This is a genomic window from Nocardia sp. CC201C (assembly GCF_030010695.1).
Lineage (GTDB): Bacteria > Actinomycetota > Actinomycetes > Mycobacteriales > Mycobacteriaceae > Nocardia > Nocardia otitidiscaviarum.
Genome location: NZ_JASCXP010000087.1, coordinates 1 through 20,925 on the forward strand (window position 1 = coordinate 1; position 20,925 = coordinate 20,925).

Consider the following 20,925-nt stretch of genomic DNA (forward strand, 5'->3'; position numbering starts at 1 on the left):
GACCCCGGGGAGTACGAGCGCCTGGTCTGCGCTGCCTCCGGTGTGCCGCTGGCGGTGGTCCGGCAGTCGGTGCGGTGGGTGGCCGAGGTGCTGCGCGAACAGCGCGCCACCCTCGAATACGCCATGCCGCGGGGCGCGGTCGCCGACTGGCACGATCAGCGCACCCTCGGCGGCTCCGGGGTCTGGACCCGCAAGGGTGATGTGTTCGCGGTGCACGCGGCGGGAAATACGCCCGCCGTGCACGGGTTGTGGCCGGAGGCGGTGGCGCTCGGCTACAAGGTGGCGGTGCGGCCGTCCACCCGGGAGCCGTACACCGCGTTCCGTCTGGTGAGCGCGCTGCGCACGGCGGGCTTCCCACCGGAGTCGGTCGCCCTGCTGCCCACCGATTACGCGGCCGCGGACGCGCTGGTCGAGGCGGCGGACTTCGCGATCGTCTACGGCGGCCAGGATGTGGTGGACAAATACGGCGGCAGCCCCCACGTGTTCACCCAGGGGCCGGGCCGGTCCAAGGTCCTGGTGACCGCCGACGTGGCATGGCGCGACCACCTCGGGACGATCGCCGAATCGGTCAGCCATCTGGGCGGCACCGCCTGCACCTGCGCCACCGCCGTCCTGGTGGAGGGCGATCCGGAGCCGCTGGCGCGGGCGCTGGCCACGGAACTCGCCGCCGTTCCCAGCCTGCCCGCCGACCATCCCGACGCGACCCTGACCGTGCAGTCCACCGCATCGGCGCGGGCGATGGACGACTACCTGCACCGGGTGGCGGGCGATGCCGTGCCGCTGCTCGGCGGTGACTCCATCGTGGATGAGATCGCCCCGGGCACGGCGGTCCTGCGCCCCGCCGTCCACCTCGTATCCGACAGTGGCGCACCACAACTCGGCATCGAGTTGGCCTTCCCCTGCGTCTGGGTGGGTCCGTGGTCACCGGCCGACGGCGTCGCGCCGCTGCGCGATTCCCTGGTCCTCACCGCCATGACGCGACGCCGCGACCTCATCGACGCACTCCTGGACGAACCGACCATCACCAACGTCTACCTCGGCGACCATCCCACCACCTGGTTGCGGCCGGGCGTCCCGCACGACGGCTTTCTCGGCGACTTCCTCATGCGCACCAAGGGCGTGATCAGATCCGACCTCATCCCCAACGGGTGACGACCGGGAACCGCGGCCGGGCCAGTAGCCCCGGAGGACAGCCGGCCCGTTCCGGAGGTGGGATCGGTGACGAGGGGAATTCGAAGGCTGTATCGCACTGGGCCTCCGTGATTCGCTACTACTTTCGACACCGTCCCGGCGGCCCGGCACGGGCAGACCGGGAACGCCTCCGCCTGCCACCTCGGTTCCGCTGTGTCGTGAGCGTTCCGCTGTGTCGTGAGCGCGGGGGAGTGACCGGCACGACCGGTCATCGTGGCGCTGCCGCCTCACGGTCGGCACGCGCCCGTTCGGTGTCGGGCAGCAGGGGCAGGATCTCGGCGCGGGACCGGATCATGAGTTTGTGCAGGACGGCGGCGACCTGCGCGTCCACGGTACGCGAGGAACTGCCTCGGCGGGTGGCTATGGCGGCGTTGGTCCATCCGGCGGCAGCCAGCACCGCCACCTCGCGTTCGGCGGCGGACAGTTGCTGCCACGGGGCAGGTCGATGCCGACGGACCGGATGGTCGGTTGGGATGCGCTGCGGTGACCAGGTGCCCAGTGCCAGCCGGGCGACCTCGTTCGTGGCCGGGCTGAGCAGTTCACCCTCCCGCAGGAACGCCTCGAATTCACGGTCGCCCAGCGTCTTGCGGGCAACCGCCAAGGCGTGCTCGGTGGCCGTGGCGAAGGGACGCAGATTGGCCAGATCGACGCCCATCTCGCGCCGCAGCGCCGCGGCGCCGCCGCCGAGCCAGCCGATCTCCCGGGCCCGTTCCCGAACCGCCCGCCCGCCGCCGGTACCGTCGGTGATCATGCGCGCCAGGGTCCAGCACCGCATGTGCACCGCCCACAGCACGCCCCAGCGATCGCGCATACCCAGCTGCCAGCTCAGCGCCGCGTGGATCAGCGCGGCGGCCTCCTCGGCGTCGCCGTGCGCGGTGAGGGCGATCGAGCGAGCCAGTTCGGCCCAGGATTTCGACCACCGCGGCCCGTCGTCGCCGATCCCGGCCAGATGCCGGGCGGTGATATCGAGCGCCTCCTCGGCGGTTCCGTGGAAGCCCGCGGCCAGCGCTTCGAACAGCTCGGCCATGATCGCCCCGCCGCGATCGCCCTCGGCGGTGAACTTGGCCCGTGCCCGTGCCAGCACCGGAAGCGCGCACACCTCGGAGCCGTCGAGCAGAAGCACGCTGCCCCACAGGTAGTCGACGGCTGCCGGGAATCCCGCGTCGACGGTCGGTTGCCGTCGCCAACGGGCCACCAGCTCCGGATCGGGCTCGAGTTCGGCTACGCACTCGTCCAGCATGCGCTCGGCCTCGTCGGCCAGGCCCTGACACAGCGCGACCCAGCCGATCAGCGCCCGCGCCGATACCCGTGTCCGCACCGGCGCGGCTCCCGCCGCCAGCACGGTCGCCAAGCTCTGTTCGGCCAACCGGCGTGATTCCCGCAACGAGCCGCGCAGGAACGGAACTCGCAAGGCGATGAGACCGATGGCGATCTCCAGTCCGGCGGTGCCGTCGGCTCCGGCCTGGCTGCGGTCGATGGCGCACAACAGATTGTCCCAGGCGGCCCGCGCCCAGGTCAGCAGTTCCGCCTCCGGCCCGTCGGCCCACTCGGTGCGGGCGGCGGTGGCCCTGTCGCGATAGTGGCGCAGGTGGCGGTCGGTGAGCCGCGCCCACGCCGTGGCGTCCCGTGCGGCCAACCGCTGCTGTGCGAACACCCGGCAGCTTTCCAGCAGCGAATAGCGCGGGATGTCGGCGTCGAGATGAATCAACACCAGCGATCGGTCCACCAGGCGCTCCAGCAGCGACTCGATCTCGCGTGCGGGCAGGCCGTCCGGCTCGTCGTCGGCGCACACCGCCGTGATCGCCGACAGTTCCGCGCCGGTATCGGGTGCCGACCGGCCGTCCGCGTCATCGGGGTGCACGTCGTATCCGGCGGCGAAGACCGACATCCGCTCGAAGAGCAGCTGCTCCTTCGGCTCGCACAGCTCGAACGACCACGCGATCACATCACGGATGCCGCGGTGCCGCTCGTCCAGGCCCAGGCGCGGGCCGCCGGACCAGTCCAATCGCCGGTCGGCCTCCGCGCCACCGAGATCGCGCAGGATGAGCGGCAACGGCTGATAGCGCAGGCGCGCCGCGGCCAGCTGAATGTAGAGCGGATGGTTGTGCACCTGACCGCAGATCGAGGCCACCAGGTCGGCATGCTCGTCGGTGATGGGGCGGCCGGTCAGCGCGGCGCGCCGCCGGAACAGCTCCACAGCGTGAGCGTGCGTCAAGGGCGGGATGACGATCCGCTGTTCGTCGATCCAGCCGATGGTTTCCCGGCTGGTGGCCAGCACCGTCAGCCCCGGCACCTCGGCGAGCAGGCGGCAGATGACGTCCCCCGCCCCCGCGAGCAGATGCTCGCAGTTGTCGAGCACCAGCACCGGCGCGGGTCCGCGGGCGCGTTGCCCCGCGCCCAAGGTCTCGACCAGCGCCCGCCATGCCGAGCGGCCCGAGAAGTCACCGTCGACCACCGACCGCACTACTTCGTCCGCCACGGCAGTCGGCGCGGCATCCTTCGCCAGACGGCTCAATCGCACCCAGTACACGGGGGCGCGGCGGGCCTTGCGCAGTCGCCGGGTCACCTCGACCGCCAGCCGGGTCTTGCCGATACCGCCCGCGCCGACCAGGGTGACCAGCCGGGCCGGGCTCAGCAGGGCCGTCACGATCCGGTCCAACTCGTCGTCGCGGCCGATGAAATCGTATGCAGCCGCCGACGTTTCCACGTCCTGTAGGGGAGGCACCGACACGACGTGGAGCCTACCCAGCCCGCTACCGATACGTGTGACGATCGCGCATCCGGCTACCGATGTCGGGCGGCTACCTATCGGCCGACGATGTGCACCAGACATGAACCGAAAGGAGTCGACGTGACACGCGTGCAGGTACTGGGGGCCGGTGAGTGTGGACTACCCCTCGCTCGGCGTCTGCTCGACGGCGGCATACCGGTAACCCTGGTCACCGATCGCGACGCGGAGGCGGTGCTGTCCGGGTCGGTGACCAGCACCCAGTTGAAGTTTCCGCGCACGCTCGATCTGGAATCGACTGCGGGACTCGGTCATTGGCGCACCCTCGCACCGGAGGTGCTCGGCATCCGGTTCACCATGGTGGTGGAGGGCAGCGTGGTGGATCAGTGGTCGGGACGGTTCAGCCGGCCAGCGCAGAGCGTCGACCAGCGGACGGCGCATGCCCGGTGGCTCACCGACTTCGTCGCCGCGGGTGGTGAGGTGGCCATCGGATCTCCATCGGTGGCCGAGATCGACAGCCGCGCAGCGGGATACGATCTGACCGTGGTCACCCGGGCGTCCGGGGAACTGGCGGCCTGCTTCGCCGACGACCCGAGGTGGGCACTGCCGACCGAACCGGCGCGGCGTATGAGCGCCTTCTACCTCGACGGCGTCACGCCCGATCCGGACGGCCTCGGGACCTATGCGGCACTCCCGGGACTCGGCGAACTGGTTTCCGCACCCGCGCTCACCGGCCCTCCTGGCCAGGAAAGGCGCTGCGAAACACTGCTTTTCGCGGCCATTCCCGGACGTCCGCTGGATATCGTGGATGCTCGGGGCACGGCCACCGAGCGGTGGCGGCAGGCCCGGGAGCTGCTCGACAGCCACCTGCCGCCGGGTATTTCCGATCGTTTCCGCGGCGGCGAACTGACCGATGCCGGGGCCACCCTGGTCGGTGGCGTGACACCGGTGATGCGGGAGCCGGTCGGGGCGCTCCCGTCCGGACGACCGATCCTGGGCGGGGCCGATGTGGTGTGCCGGATGGATCCCGGTGGCGCGCAGGGCGCCAACAACGCCGTCCACTGTGGCACGCACTACGCGCGAGCGATCATCGACAACCCGCGGGGCCCGTTCGACCGGAACTGGATGGCGGCCACGGCGGGACCCTGGCTCACCGATATCGCGTATCCGGCCGCACGCTGGACGCTCACCCTGCTGGACCCGCCCGAATCGCTCGGACGGCTCATGCTGGCCGCGAGCCGGGACAGCACCATCGCCGACGCCTTCGCCGAGACCTTCGTGCACCCCGCGGGATCGGACCTGCTCGCGGGCACACCGTCCTGATCCGCACGCCGTCCGGATCCTCAGCGCCACCACCGATTCACCGCCACGGCGGCGTCGCCGGGAACACCACCGGCAGCGCCGCCAACGCCCGGTGGAACGGTCCGGGCCGCCACTCCAGTTCGGCCACCGGCACCGCGGGACGCATATCGGGCAGGGCGTCGAGCAACTGGTCGACGGCGTTCTGTGCGATGAGGTAGGCGGCGGGCTGGGCCGGACAGGCATGCGGACCGGCGCCCCACGCCAGATGCGAGCGGTTGCCGACCCGACCACCGTCGGCGACCACCTCCGGATCGTTGTTACAGGCGGCCATGCTGATCACCACCGGCTGATGCGCGGGCAGCCAGGTAGCACCGACCAGCATGGGCTGACGCGGATAGGTGACACAGAAGTTCGCCATCGGCGGGTCGGTGAACAGCACCTCGTCGAGCGCGTCGCGGGTGGAGAGGCTGCCGCCGAGCACATCACCGGCGAAGCGCTGATCGGACAGGATCAACAGCAGCGCGTTGCTGATCAGATTCTGCAACGGCTCGATGCCCGCTCCGTACAGGATGGCGACCTGGTGTAGCAGTTCCACATCGTCGAATCCGGCGGGATGGCGCACCAGCCGGGAGGTGATGTCGTCGCCCGGCCGTTCCCGCTTGGTGACGATGAGATCCCGCACCGCCTCGGAGAGCATGACGTTGCCGCGTTCGGCGTCGGTGCCGTCGAACAGCAGAACGGTGGCCTCCCCGACCCGGTGACCGATCTCCGGCGGACACCCCAGCAGGGCGTTCATCACCCCGAACGCCAGCGGCGCGGCGTACTGGCCGATCAGTTCGGCGGCACCGGTGGCGCAGAAGTCGGTGATCAGCGGCACCGCGATCCGCTCCACCGTGGCGTCGAGGTCGTACAGGTCGACAGCGCCGATCCCGTCCACACTCGCCTGCCGGTAGCGGGTGTGCGCCACCCCGTCGTTGCGCAGCGCCATCGGCCGCCATTCCAGCACCGGCAGCACCGGGCAGTCGGCGGGCACCCCGCGCTGCCACGTCCGCGGATCGGCCGGAAAGCGTTGCGGGTCGTGCAGGATCGCCACAGCGGTGCGGTAGCCCAGCACCAGCGAAGCCGGGATGCCGGGCGCCAACTCCACCGGCGCGATATCTCCGTAGCGCCGCCGCAGTTCGCTGTAGGCGGTCTTCGGATCGGCGGCGAACGCCGCGGAGTACAGCGGAAACGGTTCGGTGGCGCTTCCCACCGCGTGGTGTGTGGTCACCAGCGAAACCCCCATGGTCGTGCGGAGATTCGCTCTCCGGCGTCCGCAACAGGGTCGCCGAATAGGTAGGTCGCGGGCATCGGTAGCCCGCGCCGCCGGATCAGGGTTGGACGGTCACCTTGATGGCCGTGCCGCTCTCCACGGTCGAGAAGGCGTCGAGCACCCGGTCGAGCGGGATGCGGTCGGTGATGAGATCACGCACCGGGACCTGACCGGTGGCGATGTAATCGAGGGCGCGGCGGTTGTGTTCGGGTGCGGAACCGTTGGCGCCGTGGATGTGCAGCTGGCGGTAGTGCACGACATTGGAGTCGCAGGTGATGGTCGGGTTGGTCTTGGGCAGGCCGCCGAAGAAGGAGATGCGGCCGTTGCGGGCGGCCATGGCGATGGCCTGCTCCTGGGTGATGTTGGCGGCGGTGGCGGTAATGATCACGTCCGCGCCGCGGCCGCCGGTCAGTTCCAGTACGCGGGCGACCGCATCGGTCGACGAGGCATCGATGACCTCGTCGGGTCGCACCGCGTTCGCCGACAGCTCCAGGCGTTCGGCGTTCACGTCGATGAGATAGACCGGGCCGCAACGGTATACGCCGCGCGCGATGCGAATGTGCATACACCCGATCGGCCCTGCGCCGAAGACGACGACCGTATCGCCCGCCTCGATGCCGAGCAGTTCCTGCGCGTTGATGGCGCAGGCGAGCGGTTCGGCCGCGGAGGCTTCGTCGTAGTCGACCGTGTCGGGGATCCGATTCAGGCCGTCGACGCGCAGCACCTGACTCGGCACGATCATATATTCGGCGAAACCGCCGTCGTACTGGTAGCCGACCGAGGTCTGGTTCTGGCACACCGCCATCCAGCCCCTGGCGCACTCGTGGCATTTCCCGCACGGCACGGCGGCGATCACCTGCGCCCGGTCGCCGACTCGCCAGTCGGCGCCGTACAGGTCGTTCACCGCCGCGCCGACCTCGACGACCTCGCCCGCGATCTCGTGGCCGAGAGTCCTCGGGGGCGTGAGGTTCTGGTGCCCGCTGCGGCGGATCTTGACATCGGTGCCGCAGGTCGAGCAGTTGCGCACCCGGAGTTTGATCTGGTCCGGACCGCACTCGGGTTCCGCGATGTCCTCCAGCCGGAGGTCCTCGGGTGCGTAGTAGCGCAGGGCCTTCATGGATTCGTGTTCCTTCCGCCGTTTCGGGCCGTGAGCCGATCGCTCCAATCCACCGTAACGGCCATTCGGGCACAAATCCACACAATTCTGTGCCCATTTGTGCCCGATCTCTTGTCATCCTGCCCGCTTCTGCGGTCTACTACTGCTAGGGATGTGGCTGGCGTCACATGTCTGATCTACTGCTCAGAGGAAGTCACAATGTCTGTATCCCCACCGCATGCGGCCCCGGCGGAAGTCCGCGGCGGCACCCGCGTCCACGTGCAGCGCGTCGGCACGTTCCTGTCCAGCATGGTCATGCCCAATATCGGCGCCTTCATCGCCTGGGGCCTGCTCACCGCCCTGTTCATCGAGAAGGGCTGGATCACCTCCCTCGCCGGTGACGTGGATGCGAGCAGCTGGGTCGCCCACATCGGCGGCTGGGGTGAATACGACGGTGGCGGCATCGTCGGGCCGACCATCACCTACCTGCTGCCGATCCTGATCGGCGCCACCGGCGGCCGCATCGTCTACGACACCCGCGGCGCTGTCGTGGGCGCTATCGCCACCATGGGCGTGATCGCCGGTGCGGATGTGCCCATGTTCCTCGGCGCGATGATCATGGGCCCGCTCGGCGCCCTGCTGATCAAGAAGCTGGATGCCCTGTGGGACGGTCGGATTCGACCCGGCTTCGAGATGTTGGTGGACAATTTCTCGGCCGGTATCGCCGGTGCCGCCATGGCGGTCGTGGGCTTCTTCGGCATCGGCCCGCTGGTCTCCGGATTCAGCCGGTTGGCCAGCAATGTGGTGGACTTCCTGGTCGAGCACAGCCTGCTGCCGCTGACATCGATCTTCATCGAACCGGCCAAGGTGCTGTTCCTCAACAACGCGATCAACCACGGCATCCTGACGCCGCTGGGCACCAATCAGGCCAGCGAGGACGGCAAGTCGATCCTGTTCCTGCTGGAGGCCAACCCGGGGCCGGGTCTGGGACTGCTGGTGGCGTTCATGGTGTTCGGCAGGGGAGTGGCCCGCAGTTCCGCGCCGGGGGCGGCGATCATCCACTTCCTCGGCGGCATTCACGAGATCTACTTCCCGTTCGTGCTGATGAAGCCGAAGCTGATCGCGGCCATGATCGCCGGCGGCATGACCGGCGTCATGATCAATGTGCTGTTCGATTCCGGCCTGCGTGCTCCGGCCGCACCCGGTTCGATCATCGCGGTCTTCGCGCAGACGGCCAATGACAGCTATCTGGGCGTGACGCTGTCGGTGGTCGGCGCGGCGACGGTCAGCTTCCTGGTCGCGGCCGTGCTGTTGCGGACCGATCGAGCGGTCGACGAACCCGATCTGGGCGAGGCCACCGCCGCCATGGAGGCGCTGAAGGGCAAGCGGTCGGTGGCCGCCGCCGCATTGAACTCGATGGGCACCGGTTCGACGGCCACCCTGACCGCCCCGGAGCAGATCTCGACCATCGTCTTCGCCTGCGACGCCGGGATGGGCTCCTCGGCCATGGGAGCCTCGGTGCTGCGCAAGCGGATTCGCGACGCGGGATACACGGAGGTCACCGTCGTCAATCGGGCGATCGCGAACCTGAGCGACGAGTACGACCTCGTGGTCACCCACCGGGATCTGACCGACCGAGCGCGCGAACGGACGCCCTCCGCCCTCCATGTGTCGGTCGACGACTTCATGAACAGTCCCGAGTACGACGAGATCGTCGCGCTGGTCGCCCGGGCCGACGGCGGCGATGTACCAGCCGAATCCACGGAATCGGGCGAGCTGCTCCCGGACGAGTCGATCGTGCTCTCCGGTACCGCCGCCACCCGTGCCGGGGCCATCGACGAGGCGGGCGGGCTGCTGGTCGCCGCCGGGGCGGTCGCGGAGTCCTATGTCGCGGCCATGCATGAACGCGAAGATTCGGTCTCCACGTTCATGGGCAACGGGCTCGCCATTCCGCACGGCACCAATGCGGCCAAGGACGACATCCGCCGCACCGGGCTGTCGGTGGTGCGTTACCGCGAACCCGTTGACTGGAACGGGAATCCGGTCGAATTCGTCATCGGCATCGCCGGAACCGGAGACGACCATCTGGCACTGCTCTCCCGGATCGCCCAGGTCTTCGCGGACACCGATCAGGTGGCTCGGTTGCGCGACGCGAACACGGCGGCGGAGATTCGGGCGGTCCTCGGTCCCCGCCACAGCTGAGGCCATACAGCAGAATGTTGCTCGTGGATTCGGATTCGCGGCAGTCGCAGATCTTGGAGTTCGCCCGGACGCGCGGCCGGGTGGACGTACTCGGCCTCGCCACCGAACTGGGGGTGGCGGCCGAGACCATCCGCCGGGACCTGCGGCTGCTCGCGGACCGCCGCCTGGTCAAGCGGGTACACGGCGGGGCGATCCCGCTGGAGAGCGCGGCCTTCGAATCCAGCCTCGAGTACCGCAGCCGGGTGGATCTGGCGCAGAAGCACCGCATCGCCGCCGCCGCGGCCGACCTGCTGCACGGCGCCGAAACCGTCTACATAGACGAAGGATTCACTCCGCGCCTGATCGCCGAGAAGCTCGCCGACCGGGAACTGACCGTGGTCACCGCCTCCCTGCTGGCCGCCGAAGCCCTCGCCGACAGCGACACCGTCACCGTCCTGCTCCTCGGCGGCCGCATGCGTGGCCGCACCCTCGCCACCGTCGACCACTGGGCCCTGCGCATGCTCGACGAACTCACCATCGACCTCGCCTACCTCGGCACCAACGGCATCTCCCTCGACCACGGCCTCACCACCCCCGATCCGGCCGTCGCGGCGGTCAAGGGGTTGGCGGTCCGCCGCTGCGCCCGCCGCATCCTGGTCGCGGCGGACGGAAAATTCGGCATGACCAGCTTCTGCCGGTTCGCCGAGATCGGTGATCTCGAGGCGATCGTCACCGGGGCGGAATTGGATCCGGCGCAGGCGCAGCGGTTCGAGGCACTCGGGCCGACGGTGGTACGGGCCTGAGCGGGAGTCGGAGGAAGGTCTGGACGTCGCGTTTGCGGTGTGCGCTACCGGTGGTTTCGCCCACGTACGGTCCGGTGGGCGAAAGATCCCGATGAATGGGATACCTCGTAGTTGGTCCGTACGCACAGCTGCTTGTGTGAGACGCGACACCCCAGATCCCGGTTCTCCGGGATACCTGAAGTGGCGTTCGCCACGATGAAAGGCATTCCCACCCATGCGCATCCGTTCTCTTCGAACCTCCGTTGCGGCGGCCGTGACCGCGGTCGCGGCCGCGATCGCCAGCATCGGCGTCGCGTCCGCCGATATCGACCTCGGGAGCTCCGGCAGCAGCTCGGGCAGCGGCTCCGGCGACATGGTCATCACCCTGGTGCGGCATACCGAGTCCGTCGGCAATGCCTCCGGGCTGATCGACACCAAGGTGCCCGGACCCGACCTGACTCCGCGCGGCCGGACGCAGGCAGACAACCTGGCCATCCAGTTGGCCGATGAGAACTTCGACTGTGCGTTCGCGTCCACTATGGTGCGTACCGAGCAGACTGCGGCACCGACCATCGCCGAGCATGACCTGAGTCTCGATATTCGGCCCGGTTTCCGGGAGATCGAGGCGGGCGATTACGAGGGCACCCCGGAGTCCGAGGCGCTGTCCGGGTATCTACAGGCGCCGATCAAGTGGCTCTCCGGCGACCTTGACGCACGGATTCCAGGTTCCATCGACGGCAACGAGTTCGACAGCCGCGTCGATCAGGCACTGCTCGACGTGCAGCGCCGCAACTGCGCCAACCCGGTGATCTTCTCACACGGCGGCACCATCATGTTCTGGTCGATGCTGAACGCCGACAACGCCGACAAGGGCAAACTCGGCACCGATCCGATCCACAACGGCGGCCGTGTCGTTCTCGAGGGCAGCCCGCAGAAGGGCTGGACAATTGTCGAGTGGGTCGGCCACCCGGACCTCGGCTGACGTATTCTTCCGCTCGGCATGCTGCCACTGCCAAGCATCGTGAAAAGCCGAAGGCGGTCCTGAAACCTAATTGGTCAGGACCGCCTTCTGTAGTAGCGGGGACAGGATTTGAACCTGCGACCTCTGGGTTATGAGCCAACGGGAAACAGTCCCGCACGTGTCACCGCATACCGTCACGTCCTATCTGTGCAGGTCAGCGGACTACCAATCGTCCACGGTATCCACCCGATCCCATCCTGTCCGATGAGTTCCACCCCGTCGTGATGCCAAATTTGATGCCAAACCGTCCCAGCCTGACCAGGGATTTCACGGTTGGAGGGACGGGCAGCGCCGCGCATTGGCAGTTAGAAACACCTTCTTCGACGTCGCCGTCCCGTGCCGTATGGGGCAGCCGGGAACCGCCCACCGGTATCACAGCGTTAGCCGCGATACGCCCCCTGCACGCCCAGAAACCCGGTATTCCAGAGGCGTGGTGGGTCATGTCCGCCGACCACGAGGGTCGACACCGTCAATGAAGGCGCACAACGGCGTTCACCGCTACGAGACCTGTCACCCCACCTCGTACTGCATCCAGACATGGTTCGCCATCGCCGCAGCTCGCGCGGCCACCTTGCGTTGGTCGGGCAGCACGCTCGTGTCAGCGGCAAGGAGCTCGCAGATCTCCCGCATTCCCAGCGCCAGGCGCCGCATCTGTCCCACACAACCGGACAGGTCCGGGCCATCCCAGGCCATCATCGGGTCGCCGTACGCCCGTTCGGTCGAGCCCTCGTCGAGAGCGAATTTCTCGGCGAGCGTCTCGCCGAGAAATACACCGAGCTCGTCGCAAGCTACCCTGCAGGCTTCGGCCACGGACCGACATTCGGAGGGGACCGGCATGTACTGCTCGTACACCACCATGCTGGCCAGACCGACCGCCGCGAACCCGTGATAGCAGCGACCCAGCCACATCACCGGCAGCGGCGTCTGGTGAGGGACGCCGTCGAAGCGACGAGCAGCTTCGGCCAATAGCGCCACCAAACCACCCCGGTCGTGGTGGTGCCCCGGCGGCACCAACGCCGCCATGTCGAGTCCGCTGACCATGCCGCTCACCGTAGACGCGTTGCAGCTGCACCCATCGGATCCCACAGCTCGCGTGTCGGCAACTACTGCTCTACTCATCCCACCGCTGACGAACGGGACCACCACTGACTGAAACGCGCGCATGCTTCGGATGCATACGTAGGGCGGTCGGCTGGGTCGGTCCGTCCACGGTGATCGGAGTCGTCATGAAAGTTCCGATGGTGGATAGAGGATTTCGCTGGGCTCGGTTGTCGAAACCGTGAAGACGTAGGCCGTTACGTGCATACCCGTGTCGTGGTTGATCTGACTTGCCTGCTCTTGCAGCACCTTCAGGAGGTGCTCAGCTGAGCGGTGCCTGCTCGCTTTGCCCTTTTTCTCTTCATCTCGAAGGGCTGTCCACTGTTGGAGCGGGAACCAGGCCGCCAGGTAGATGCCCGCAACGGATTTGGCCATGGGCAGGTACGGGAGAAGTTGACCTTCCTGCGCGGTGAGAAGGCCCTTATGCCATGAGCCCTTGATTTCGATGGGGACTGTGATGACTGCGGTGTCGAGTGTGGGCTGCGCAGGAACAGCACTGACGAGGATGTCAGGACGTTGCCCTGCGTCTCTCGGGTTGGTCGGCTGGATGACGACTTCTCTGTTGATGACCACTGACCGCTCGGCCAGTCGCAGTTTGAGCTGGTGGGCGATGTAGGCAGCGAAAGAACCTTCGGGCTTGGGTCGGAATCGGTAGTTGGGCTGGTTTTCGTCGGGGTCTCGTTCGCAGTCCCATAGCAGGTAGCCGTGGGTGTGGATGTCGCTCTCGATCTCCGCGAGCGTCTCCGCCACGACGGTGGCAAGCTGCGCGTCGGAGTTCACAGCCCGCCGACGAGGATCGGCCAAGAGGTCTCGAATGTTTCTGGTGGACAGGTGAACTGCCGCCTTCGCCTGTGCCAACGTGCGTGCGTTGACGAGCGCGGATCGCAACTCGAGCGAGTCCGGGTTGTCCTTCAGCAGATTCCGCAGCTCACGCACGACATCCGGCGTGCCGCGCCGCGTCGCGGCGGCGATTATTGCGCGTCGCAGGCTGTGTATCTCCTGTGCCGGCGTAACGTTGGATACTCCGGCGGAGACGACTTCGGTCTCGGGTGGATGAATCTGCGCAAGCCATCGGTAGCACTCGACAATCCCTGTGTCGGATAATTTTTCGGTGAGGGCAGTGGAGACCTTATGTGCGGTACACGCGTAGGCCAGGTGGCGCGCGAAGTCTGTCGATTCGGTCATCGCCGCCGCAACCACCGGCCAGCGTCCTTCGGCGTCGGTCGTGAGCAGCAGCACCGCTGCTGCAGTCGCCATCTCCAACGATTCCCCGGCCGTAGGCGGTTGTGACGCAGAAAAGATCGCCTCAACGTGGTCCACGGCTTGTTGGTCGCCGAGTTTCAACGCTGGTTCGAGCAGCGCAGACCAGATTCTGCGTGCGATGTCGGCTCGGCCGGATGCCTCCGGGATGAGGTTGTTCCCGTCCTCCCCGACCCGATCACGGTCCGAACATCCGCCACTGGATGCAGACGTAGAAGGCGCCGCGGTTCGCGAGATCGCCGTAGCGGACAACTCGATTGCCAACGTAATCATTCGAGGGTGAATAGCTCGGGGCAGTAGCGGAACGACCCACTCAAGGTGCCAGGGCGCTATGCCATTGCCCACCGATACGCGGGCCCATTGGTCGATCGTGTCGCCCAGCGACCCCAGCCCGAACTCGGTGACAAGAACCAAGAGGTCAGTGATCAGCTGCGTCTCTTCGTCGGCCAGCCCGGGGCTGCCGCACAGAATTGCCGCGATCCATGACGCCCAGACCGTCGTAGGGAGCGATCGCAGACCGGCCATTCCCTCGGTGCGACGAATGAACGCGAGAGCGGTCAGTCCTGCCGCGGCCCGATGATCGAATTTCTCGGTGCCTAGCCATGTTTGACGGTGGTCGTGCTCGGAGTCGAGATAGCGCCCGGCGGCGCTGCGGAACCTTTTCGAGAAATCCCCAGCTGACCACAGCGACACTCCAGGGCTGGCGAGAATATCGGTGGATCTCGCGTTCTCAAATCGGCCGTTGACCGGATTTGCCCACAGATCGTGCACCAGGACCCAGAACGCTTCACTGGCACCGTTCATCGCGTCCTCGAGACGCTTCTGTTGGGTAGCCGCGAAGCCGTCACTGCCGAATGAAGAGGCCCGTCTGCCGGCGTTGCGTCGCATCGCCTGGGCGAGAGGGTCGTTGATCGGCATGCCGTCGAACACCCAGCGGAAGTGTTCCCGCTCGGGTGAGTTCGGGCGGTGTTCCAGTAGATCGAACGTGTGGGGATTGAGCGGGTCGGCGATGATCGATGCCATGAGCGAATAGGCTTGCGTCAGAAGGACATTGCCCTCGGTTTGGGCCATGTCGATCTGACTCAGGCACCATGCGGTGTCGCCGTCGTCGAGCAGCCGCTGACGGTCGTTCTGTTGTGTATCAGGGGGCAGCGGGACCGCATTCAGACCGAACCGGCTCTGGTGCCGCCATTGCGACACAACCAGGTACACGGTGTAGCGGTCCAATGGCTTGTCGGCTGCGGTCAGATTGACCAGCAGCTCGTGTGCAAGCATTCGACGCAACTTCTTGGTGTCCGTCAGCTCGTTCCCAGCGGGGTCGGCAAGTTCGAGTTGGATAGGCAGTGGGATTGCGATGGATGCCCGCAGTAGAGGCGCGATCAATCGTGCAGTGGCTGGAAGCAATTCGTATGCTCTGCGCGAGCTCATGACTCGCTCGCAGATCGGAGCGAGGAAGCCTTGCAAACCCCGCTCGTACTCGTCGCTAATGTCGAGGAACTCGGCCGTGGCGACAGGTGCTGTATCGGTGGTGGCAGCCTGATGCGATGCATCGGAGTCTGGGAGAAAACCACGAATTGCACTGGTGGCATACGCGATAAGTCGATCGAGGTCGTCGTCACGGACATTGCTCGCGAACCGGGGAGCTTCGAGAAGATAGACACCAACGCCTAAGCGATGACGCCTAGGCCGGATGTGGACGACTGCGTCCTCGAAGTCCAGATGCTCCGGCCACAGAAGCGACAGCAGCGTCCCGACCAGTTCACTATCGCCAGATAGGTCGTCGAAGTCCGGGGTGCCTTCTGCAACCTCGACTGGCTCGTCTGTGACAACAAGCCGCCGCAAGAGCTCCTGAAGACGAGGTATTGCCGCGCTTGGCGAACAGTTCATTGCGCCCTTTGCTGCGCGCTGACGTACCGCTACCGGCCATACCTGCGCCTGAGCCAACTCCAGTAGCGCATCGACCGCACCTGGGACTCGCGCATCATGTGCTAGCCGTATGGCCAGACGAATACGCGCCAGGTCGTTCCACGTGTACTCGGTGGCAGCCGCCGCATGTCCGATGATCTGCGATAAGCGTTGCGCTAGACCAGGATTGGTCAGATCCCATCGCACGGGCGGCCACTCCGCGCCACCACTGAGTTCGATCCGCTCAGCGCGGTCCAGCAGGCCCTCCACCAGAATCGACCGGACCTCATGATCAGGGATCCACGGCCAATACGCCGCGAGAGAGTGCGGATCCGCGGTGGCGAGCCACTTCGACCGATGCGGGGCCAGCCCGAGCATCCACGCTGCGGTCTCGCGAAGGTGCTCAGGTATCCGCGCCGTCGGCTCGTCAGGCGCACTAACCAGGAACACCCCTGACAGCTGTCGTTCGGCGAGATCGGATGGGGATGACCGAAATCGATCGACGAGATATTTCGCGGCGAGGAATGCCGCCACCGACGAATGGATGAACTCGGTGCTTTCCGCGCCGGCGGCGAACATCTGTGTGGCAAGGGTGTCGTCGATCTTGATTGGCGTCACTTCGAAGTCGCCGAGGCCCGCCGCTTCACGGCCAGAGGCAAGCAGGCCAGGAGTGATTACTTCACCGTGACTCCACGCGCCACGGCGGATCCACAGGGTGCGTCGTCCTGACAACAGAAGGTAAGCAGCTATCCGCGAAGCAATGGCAAACCGTTCCTCAAGACTCGACTCGCGCAACTGATGGGCGGGCTCGCGGCTGCTGTCGAGCAGTACGCGGACCTTGTGGCGAAAGATGCGTAGCGCAGGCCACCCGCCACCGTCGCTCAGCACGCCGCTGCCGGTGAGCATCCCGAGGGTCAACGGCGAGGAAGCCAGCGAGCCGCTGCCGCTGCGGATGATCGCTTCGAGGAACTCGTCGGGATCTGGAACGTGTTCAGCGACAATGTCGGCAGCTTGATCCCAGGTCAAAGGTGCAAGCTCCGCGACAGTGCAGGAGCCGAAGGACTGCTTGAGGAGGGCTGTAAGCGACTCCGGATATTCTGCGGCACGGCACGCGATCAGTAGGTGGAGGCTACGGGTGTCTTTGCCGTTCAGCGCCGCTCGCAGCTGGCGTACGAATCCCTCCAAGTTGGGATGCTCGTCGAGCTGATCGATAACAACAGTAAGAGGAGCCATTGTCGGTCCGTCGGTTGCTGCGGCAGCAGATAGCTCAGGTAGCGCTGAAAAGTGCTGTCCAATGACGGTTGTGAATGCTCCCGCACCGTCCAGATCGGGCCCGGACGTCCACACCGTTCCGGGGAAGCCCGGACCATGGGGGCCGACGCCACGGTCTCGTACCAGACGCTCCAGTGTGGTCGTCTTCCCGATTCCCGGGCCACCGAGAAGCACGAACGGTCCACGTTGCGCCGCTTCGGCAGGCGTGAGCAACTGCGCGACTGCGCATGATTGCTCCAGATTCAGAAACCCGTTGGAATCGAGCACGAAGGCTCGGTCACAGTCGGGCTGTCCGGACAACAACCGCACCCATCGATCCCACTCGACGACCACGCTGTCTTCCCTTCACCGAGCTGTACCGCGTGGGATTTCACGTTAGCGCTTCTGCTGCCCGACGAGATCACGAATCGCCCGCAGCTGCGTGCTTGCGGGCGTATCACTGTCACCGTCGGTCATGGTTCGGCGGGCCGGGCGCGCGGGTCGGCCTGCTGGCCGGTGAGGTGCTCGGGTCACCCCGCCGTTGCGGCGATCTTCCTGGGAGCGGAACGACGGCGTGTCTCCGCTTCAGCTCGTTCTCCTCGGCGGAGCCGATAACTCATGGACACGCGACCAGCCTTGGGTTTACGTCAGAACGCCCGGTCCGTTCCCGGCTGGCGGGTGGTGGCGGGCCGTCCGGCATCCGACAGCCCAGCAGAATCCATCCGGTTTTCTAGCCGAAACCCGCTACCGGTCCTCTGGAATCCGTTCGGAAGCTCCGCCGGATTTCGTGATTAGGGCCCGGCGCACCATCGTTCGATGGGTGACTACGACGCCATCAACGCTCACAACGCGGCCAAGGCTCGGGCGGCAGGCTGGCCCGAGCTGACCGGAAGTCCGGGCCAAGTGGGCTGGGCGACCACGGTACGGCAGGCCAAGCTCGACGAGTTCGACGCCGGGACCAGCAGATCATCACCGAGCTGAACCGCCAGCGCGGTGGGGCCGAGGCAAAAGCCCTGCAACAACTGCATGAGAACCTCGAATATCTCGACGCCCAGCGTGCCGCGGTCACCGACCCCGGACAGCGCGAGCAGCTGGACCGGCTCAGCAACGAGGCGAACTCCTTGCTGGGTAAGGCGATCGAGGATCAACGGCATCCGACCATCCTGAGCCCCCACGCGTCGGTGTACGAGACCCCCGACCTCACTCACCGAGGATCTTCACAGCCCACTGAAATCGACTGGGACTGGCGAGAAGACTTCCACGAACGCTGAGATCGCAGATTCGATCCTTGGCGATACCTGGGCATCCGGGTCTTTAGAACGGTGGTTCGTCATCAGGGCTCGACTTCGCCACGCTGCCCCAGGGGTCGGCCTCGGACCTCAGCGACCCAAATGACCCACGGCTGCTCTGACGGGCTCCCCACTCGGCTTCCTGCCGGGCCTTCACCTCGCGCGTCCGAGGCAGCGTGGGCACCGAACCGTGTCTGGCCAGGAGGTAGTTACGCACGAGTTCTTCACGGTGGGACCTGGACGGCTCCTGGTCCCAGCCGTTGTAGCCGGAGTTGTCGTCTTCGCTGGGCTCGATGTCGTCCGGGTCCACGTCGGCGAGGTGGCACAGCGCCAGGAAGATCAGCTCCACGGTCTCCTGTTGCGGCAGATTTATGGCCCTCAGTGTCTTGCGGACGGTCTCATGGTTAGCGGTGCTCTTCCGCTGATCCTCGTCGAGCTCCTGAACTGCGTCGGCGATCTTCCTCATCGAGGGTTCGCCCGCGGCGATGTAGAACCGCCACAGCATCTCGATCAACGGGGCGTGCTTCTCGGGTACGTCGGTCGGCTTGGCCAGACGCGCCGGCATAGCGGTCTCCTCTTCGTCGGACAACCTAAGACTATCTATGACTCTCTTTCTCTGCCATCCACCATTCAATATCTGTCTTTGACTATCGGTTGACTACTCGTTAACTACCGGTGACTCGCACTCTCAGCCGATCGACTTTCTTTGAATAGCACTCAAAACAGCAGGTCAGAATAGGTACGTGGCGCCAGAAGGCGCTCACTCGCTCCGTCAATAGGGAGCGATCGGGAGAGCTGCCTGTATCTCATATTGTGGGACGGGCTCGCGGGAGGTAGACGATGAGTTGGGACATCGATCAGCAGCAGTGGCATCATCTGCTGTCGGAGCGGAACATGCTGCGGAGCAACCTGGCGACTATCATCGACGCGCTGCTCAGGCACCACGACGATCATCACGTCGGCGCCGCGCGATGGTGCGAAAATCCGCTGTGCCAGCTGTTGTTCCGGCTCCACCTGTCATAACGGAGCGGGAGCTGCGAGCACCAGTGGTAGCCATCCGAGCACCGCGCGTAACCGGTGAGGACCTGCTGCCCGAACTCGCCCACCTGCTGCAGGATTCGCGTACACACAGTTTGGGCTGTCGCTGCAGCACCGGAGGGAGTCTGTACGCGCTGCGGCCCATCACCCAGCCGGATAATGGCTGGACATAACCGGTCGTCGGTGGTGAATTGCACCTGAACACCATCAGTTCCGCCGCCAGGCCGATCAGCGGCGAACACCCCGACGCATGGGAAAGGCAGCGATGAAATCCGCCGAGATCAGTGATCGTGCGCTTCGATTCTTCGAGCAGCGAGGCCACACCGTGGTCCCCTCCGCATCGCTGATCGCAGCCGATCCGACGCTGCTGCTGATCAACGCGGGCATGGCACCGTTCAAACCGTACTTCCTAGGCGAGGCGCCGACTCCGTTCCGCAGAGCGACCAGCCTGCAGAAGTGCGTCCGCACAGTCGATATCGAGGAAGTCGGCAAGACGAGTCGACACGGATCATTCTTCCAGATGTTCGGCAACTTCTCCTTCGGCGACTACTTCAAGGCCGAAGCGATCGAGTTCGCATGGGAATTCCTCACCCGCCCCGTCGGTGACGGCGGTCTGGGACTCCCCGAGGACAAGCTCTGGGTGACGGTCTACCTCGATGACGACGAAGCCGAAGACATCTGGCGGCACCGCATCGGCGTACCCGCCGAGCGGATCCAGCGGCTGGGGATGTCGGAAAACTTCTGGTCCATGGGCGTACCCGGACCGTGCGGACCGGCCTCGGAAATCTGCTACGACCGTGGCCCCGAGTTCGGGCGCGACGGCGGCCCAGCGGCCAACGACGAACGGTACCTGGAGATCTGGAACCTCGTGTTCATGCAGAACATTCGAGGAGAAGGCCCGGCGAAGGACGGCTACCCGATCATCGGCGACCTGCCGCAGCGCAACATCGATACAGGGCTAGGGCTCGAGCGAATCGCCATGCTGCTCCAAGGCGTGGACACGATCTTCGACATCGACACCACGCGCCGCATCGTGGATCTCGCGGCGAGCGTGACTAGCGCGCGATACGGTGCCGACCGGAAGACCGACATCGCGCTGCGTGTGGTGGCCGATCACCTTCTGACCAGCACGATGCTTATCAGCGACGGCGTCGCGCCGTCCAACGACGGGCGCGGCTATGTCCTGCGGCGGATCCTGCGGCGTGCGGTGCGCTCGATGCGCCTGCTCGGTGCCAACGACCCCGTCGTGCACGATCTCGTGGACCGCACGATCGAGGTGATGAGCCCTGTCTATCCTGACGTGCTGAAAGAACGTGACCGTATCCAACGGGTCGCCGTGGCCGAGGAGACGTCCTTCTCCCAGACCCTGAAGTCCGGAACGACGATCTTCGACGCGACCGCGGCGAAGCTGCGTGCGACCGGCTCCACCGTCATCGCGGGCCGCGACGCGTTCACCCTGCACGACACCTAT

14 protein-coding genes are annotated in these 20,925 nt (G+C 66.3%); 7 read left to right on the forward strand and 7 right to left on the reverse strand.

Translation table 11 applies throughout. The features are described from left to right. A partial coding sequence (locus QK444_RS12115) for an aldehyde dehydrogenase family protein (protein ID WP_282779781.1) occupies positions 1-1,152 on the forward strand: 1,152 nt, incomplete at its 5' end. A 247-nt stretch (positions 1,153-1,399) separates the two neighbouring features. Here the strand turns inward: QK444_RS12115 and QK444_RS12120 are convergent. Beyond that, positions 1,400-3,922 (reverse strand): AAA family ATPase, encoded by a 2,523-nt coding sequence (locus tag QK444_RS12120; protein ID WP_282779783.1) that lies wholly within the window; start codon positions 3,920-3,922, stop codon positions 1,400-1,402. 120 nt (positions 3,923-4,042) lie between these two features. Here QK444_RS12120 and QK444_RS12125 point away from each other — a divergent pair, with 120 nt between their 5' ends. After that, entirely contained in the window at positions 4,043-5,242 is a 1,200-nt protein-coding gene (locus QK444_RS12125; protein WP_282779784.1) for a styrene monooxygenase/indole monooxygenase family protein, read from the forward strand. A gap of 37 nt (positions 5,243-5,279) precedes the next feature. Here the strand turns inward: QK444_RS12125 and QK444_RS12130 are convergent, their stop codons facing one another. Both QK444_RS12130 and QK444_RS12135 read right to left on the reverse strand, forming a co-directional pair. Continuing rightward, entirely contained in the window at positions 5,280-6,491 is a 1,212-nt protein-coding gene (locus QK444_RS12130) for a cytochrome P450 (protein ID WP_282779786.1), read from the reverse strand. 100 nt (positions 6,492-6,591) lie between these two features. Then, positions 6,592-7,650 carry a zinc-dependent dehydrogenase gene (locus tag QK444_RS12135; protein WP_282779788.1) on the reverse strand — a complete coding sequence of 353 codons (1,059 nt, stop codon included), beginning with the start codon at positions 7,648-7,650 and terminating at the stop codon, positions 6,592-6,594. A gap of 198 nt (positions 7,651-7,848) precedes the next feature. Between QK444_RS12135 and QK444_RS12140 the strand changes: the two genes are divergently transcribed. From QK444_RS12140 to QK444_RS12150, 3 genes are all read left to right on the forward strand, one after another. Further along, positions 7,849-9,831 (forward strand): PTS mannitol transporter subunit IICBA, encoded by a 1,983-nt coding sequence (locus QK444_RS12140; protein WP_282779790.1) that lies wholly within the window; start codon positions 7,849-7,851, stop codon positions 9,829-9,831. Positions 9,832-9,854: 23 nt separating this feature from the next. Continuing rightward, positions 9,855-10,613 carry a DeoR/GlpR family DNA-binding transcription regulator gene (locus QK444_RS12145; protein ID WP_282779792.1) on the forward strand — a complete coding sequence of 253 codons (759 nt, stop codon included), beginning with the start codon at positions 9,855-9,857 and terminating at the stop codon, positions 10,611-10,613. 253 nt (positions 10,614-10,866) lie between these two features. Next, the gene (locus QK444_RS12150) at positions 10,867-11,574 is read left to right on the forward strand and encodes a histidine phosphatase family protein (RefSeq protein WP_282779794.1); all 708 of its coding nucleotides are present in this window, start codon (positions 10,867-10,869) and stop codon (positions 11,572-11,574) included. Positions 11,575-12,123: 549 nt separating this feature from the next. Here the strand turns inward: QK444_RS12150 and QK444_RS12155 are convergent. The 4 genes from QK444_RS12155 to QK444_RS12170 form a co-directional block, all read right to left on the reverse strand. After that, positions 12,124-12,654, reverse strand: coding sequence for a hypothetical protein (locus tag QK444_RS12155; RefSeq protein WP_282779796.1), 531 nt, complete (start codon positions 12,652-12,654; stop codon positions 12,124-12,126). A gap of 183 nt (positions 12,655-12,837) precedes the next feature. Next, positions 12,838-17,481 carry a hypothetical protein gene (locus QK444_RS12160; RefSeq protein WP_282779798.1) on the reverse strand — a complete coding sequence of 1,548 codons (4,644 nt, stop codon included), beginning with the start codon at positions 17,479-17,481 and terminating at the stop codon, positions 12,838-12,840. Between the two features lie 488 nt (positions 17,482-17,969). After that, positions 17,970-18,281, reverse strand: a complete 312-nt coding sequence (locus QK444_RS12165) for a hypothetical protein (protein WP_282779800.1) — start codon at positions 18,279-18,281, stop codon at positions 17,970-17,972. A gap of 160 nt (positions 18,282-18,441) precedes the next feature. Then, positions 18,442-18,981, reverse strand: coding sequence for a hypothetical protein (locus QK444_RS12170; RefSeq protein WP_282779802.1), 540 nt, complete (start codon positions 18,979-18,981; stop codon positions 18,442-18,444). Between the two features lie 275 nt (positions 18,982-19,256). Here QK444_RS12170 and QK444_RS12175 point away from each other — a divergent pair, with 275 nt between their 5' ends. After that, complete coding sequence (locus QK444_RS12175) at positions 19,257-19,439, forward strand: hypothetical protein (RefSeq protein ID WP_282779803.1); 183 nt, start codon at positions 19,257-19,259, stop codon at positions 19,437-19,439. Positions 19,440-19,719: 280 nt separating this feature from the next. Continuing rightward, positions 19,720-20,925, forward strand: a 1,206-nt coding sequence (locus QK444_RS12180) for an alanine--tRNA ligase-related protein (protein ID WP_282779805.1), incomplete at its 3' end; no start/stop codon positions are given.

Excerpts from the sequence above, each read along its gene's own strand:
- QK444_RS12135 (WP_282779788.1), bottom strand. The coding sequence starts at position 7,650 with ATGAAGGCCCTGCGCTACTACGCACCCGAGGACCTCCGGCTGGAGGAC.
- QK444_RS12140 (WP_282779790.1), top strand. The coding sequence starts at position 7,849 with ATGTCTGTATCCCCACCGCATGCGGCCCCGGCGGAAGTCCGCGGCGGC.
- QK444_RS12155 (WP_282779796.1), bottom strand. The coding sequence starts at position 12,654 with ATGGTCAGCGGACTCGACATGGCGGCGTTGGTGCCGCCGGGGCACCAC.
- QK444_RS12165 (WP_282779800.1), bottom strand. The coding sequence starts at position 18,281 with ATGCCGTTGATCCTCGATCGCCTTACCCAGCAAGGAGTTCGCCTCGTT.
- QK444_RS12170 (WP_282779802.1), bottom strand. The coding sequence starts at position 18,981 with ATGCCGGCGCGTCTGGCCAAGCCGACCGACGTACCCGAGAAGCACGCC.
- QK444_RS12175 (WP_282779803.1), top strand. The coding sequence starts at position 19,257 with ATGAGTTGGGACATCGATCAGCAGCAGTGGCATCATCTGCTGTCGGAG.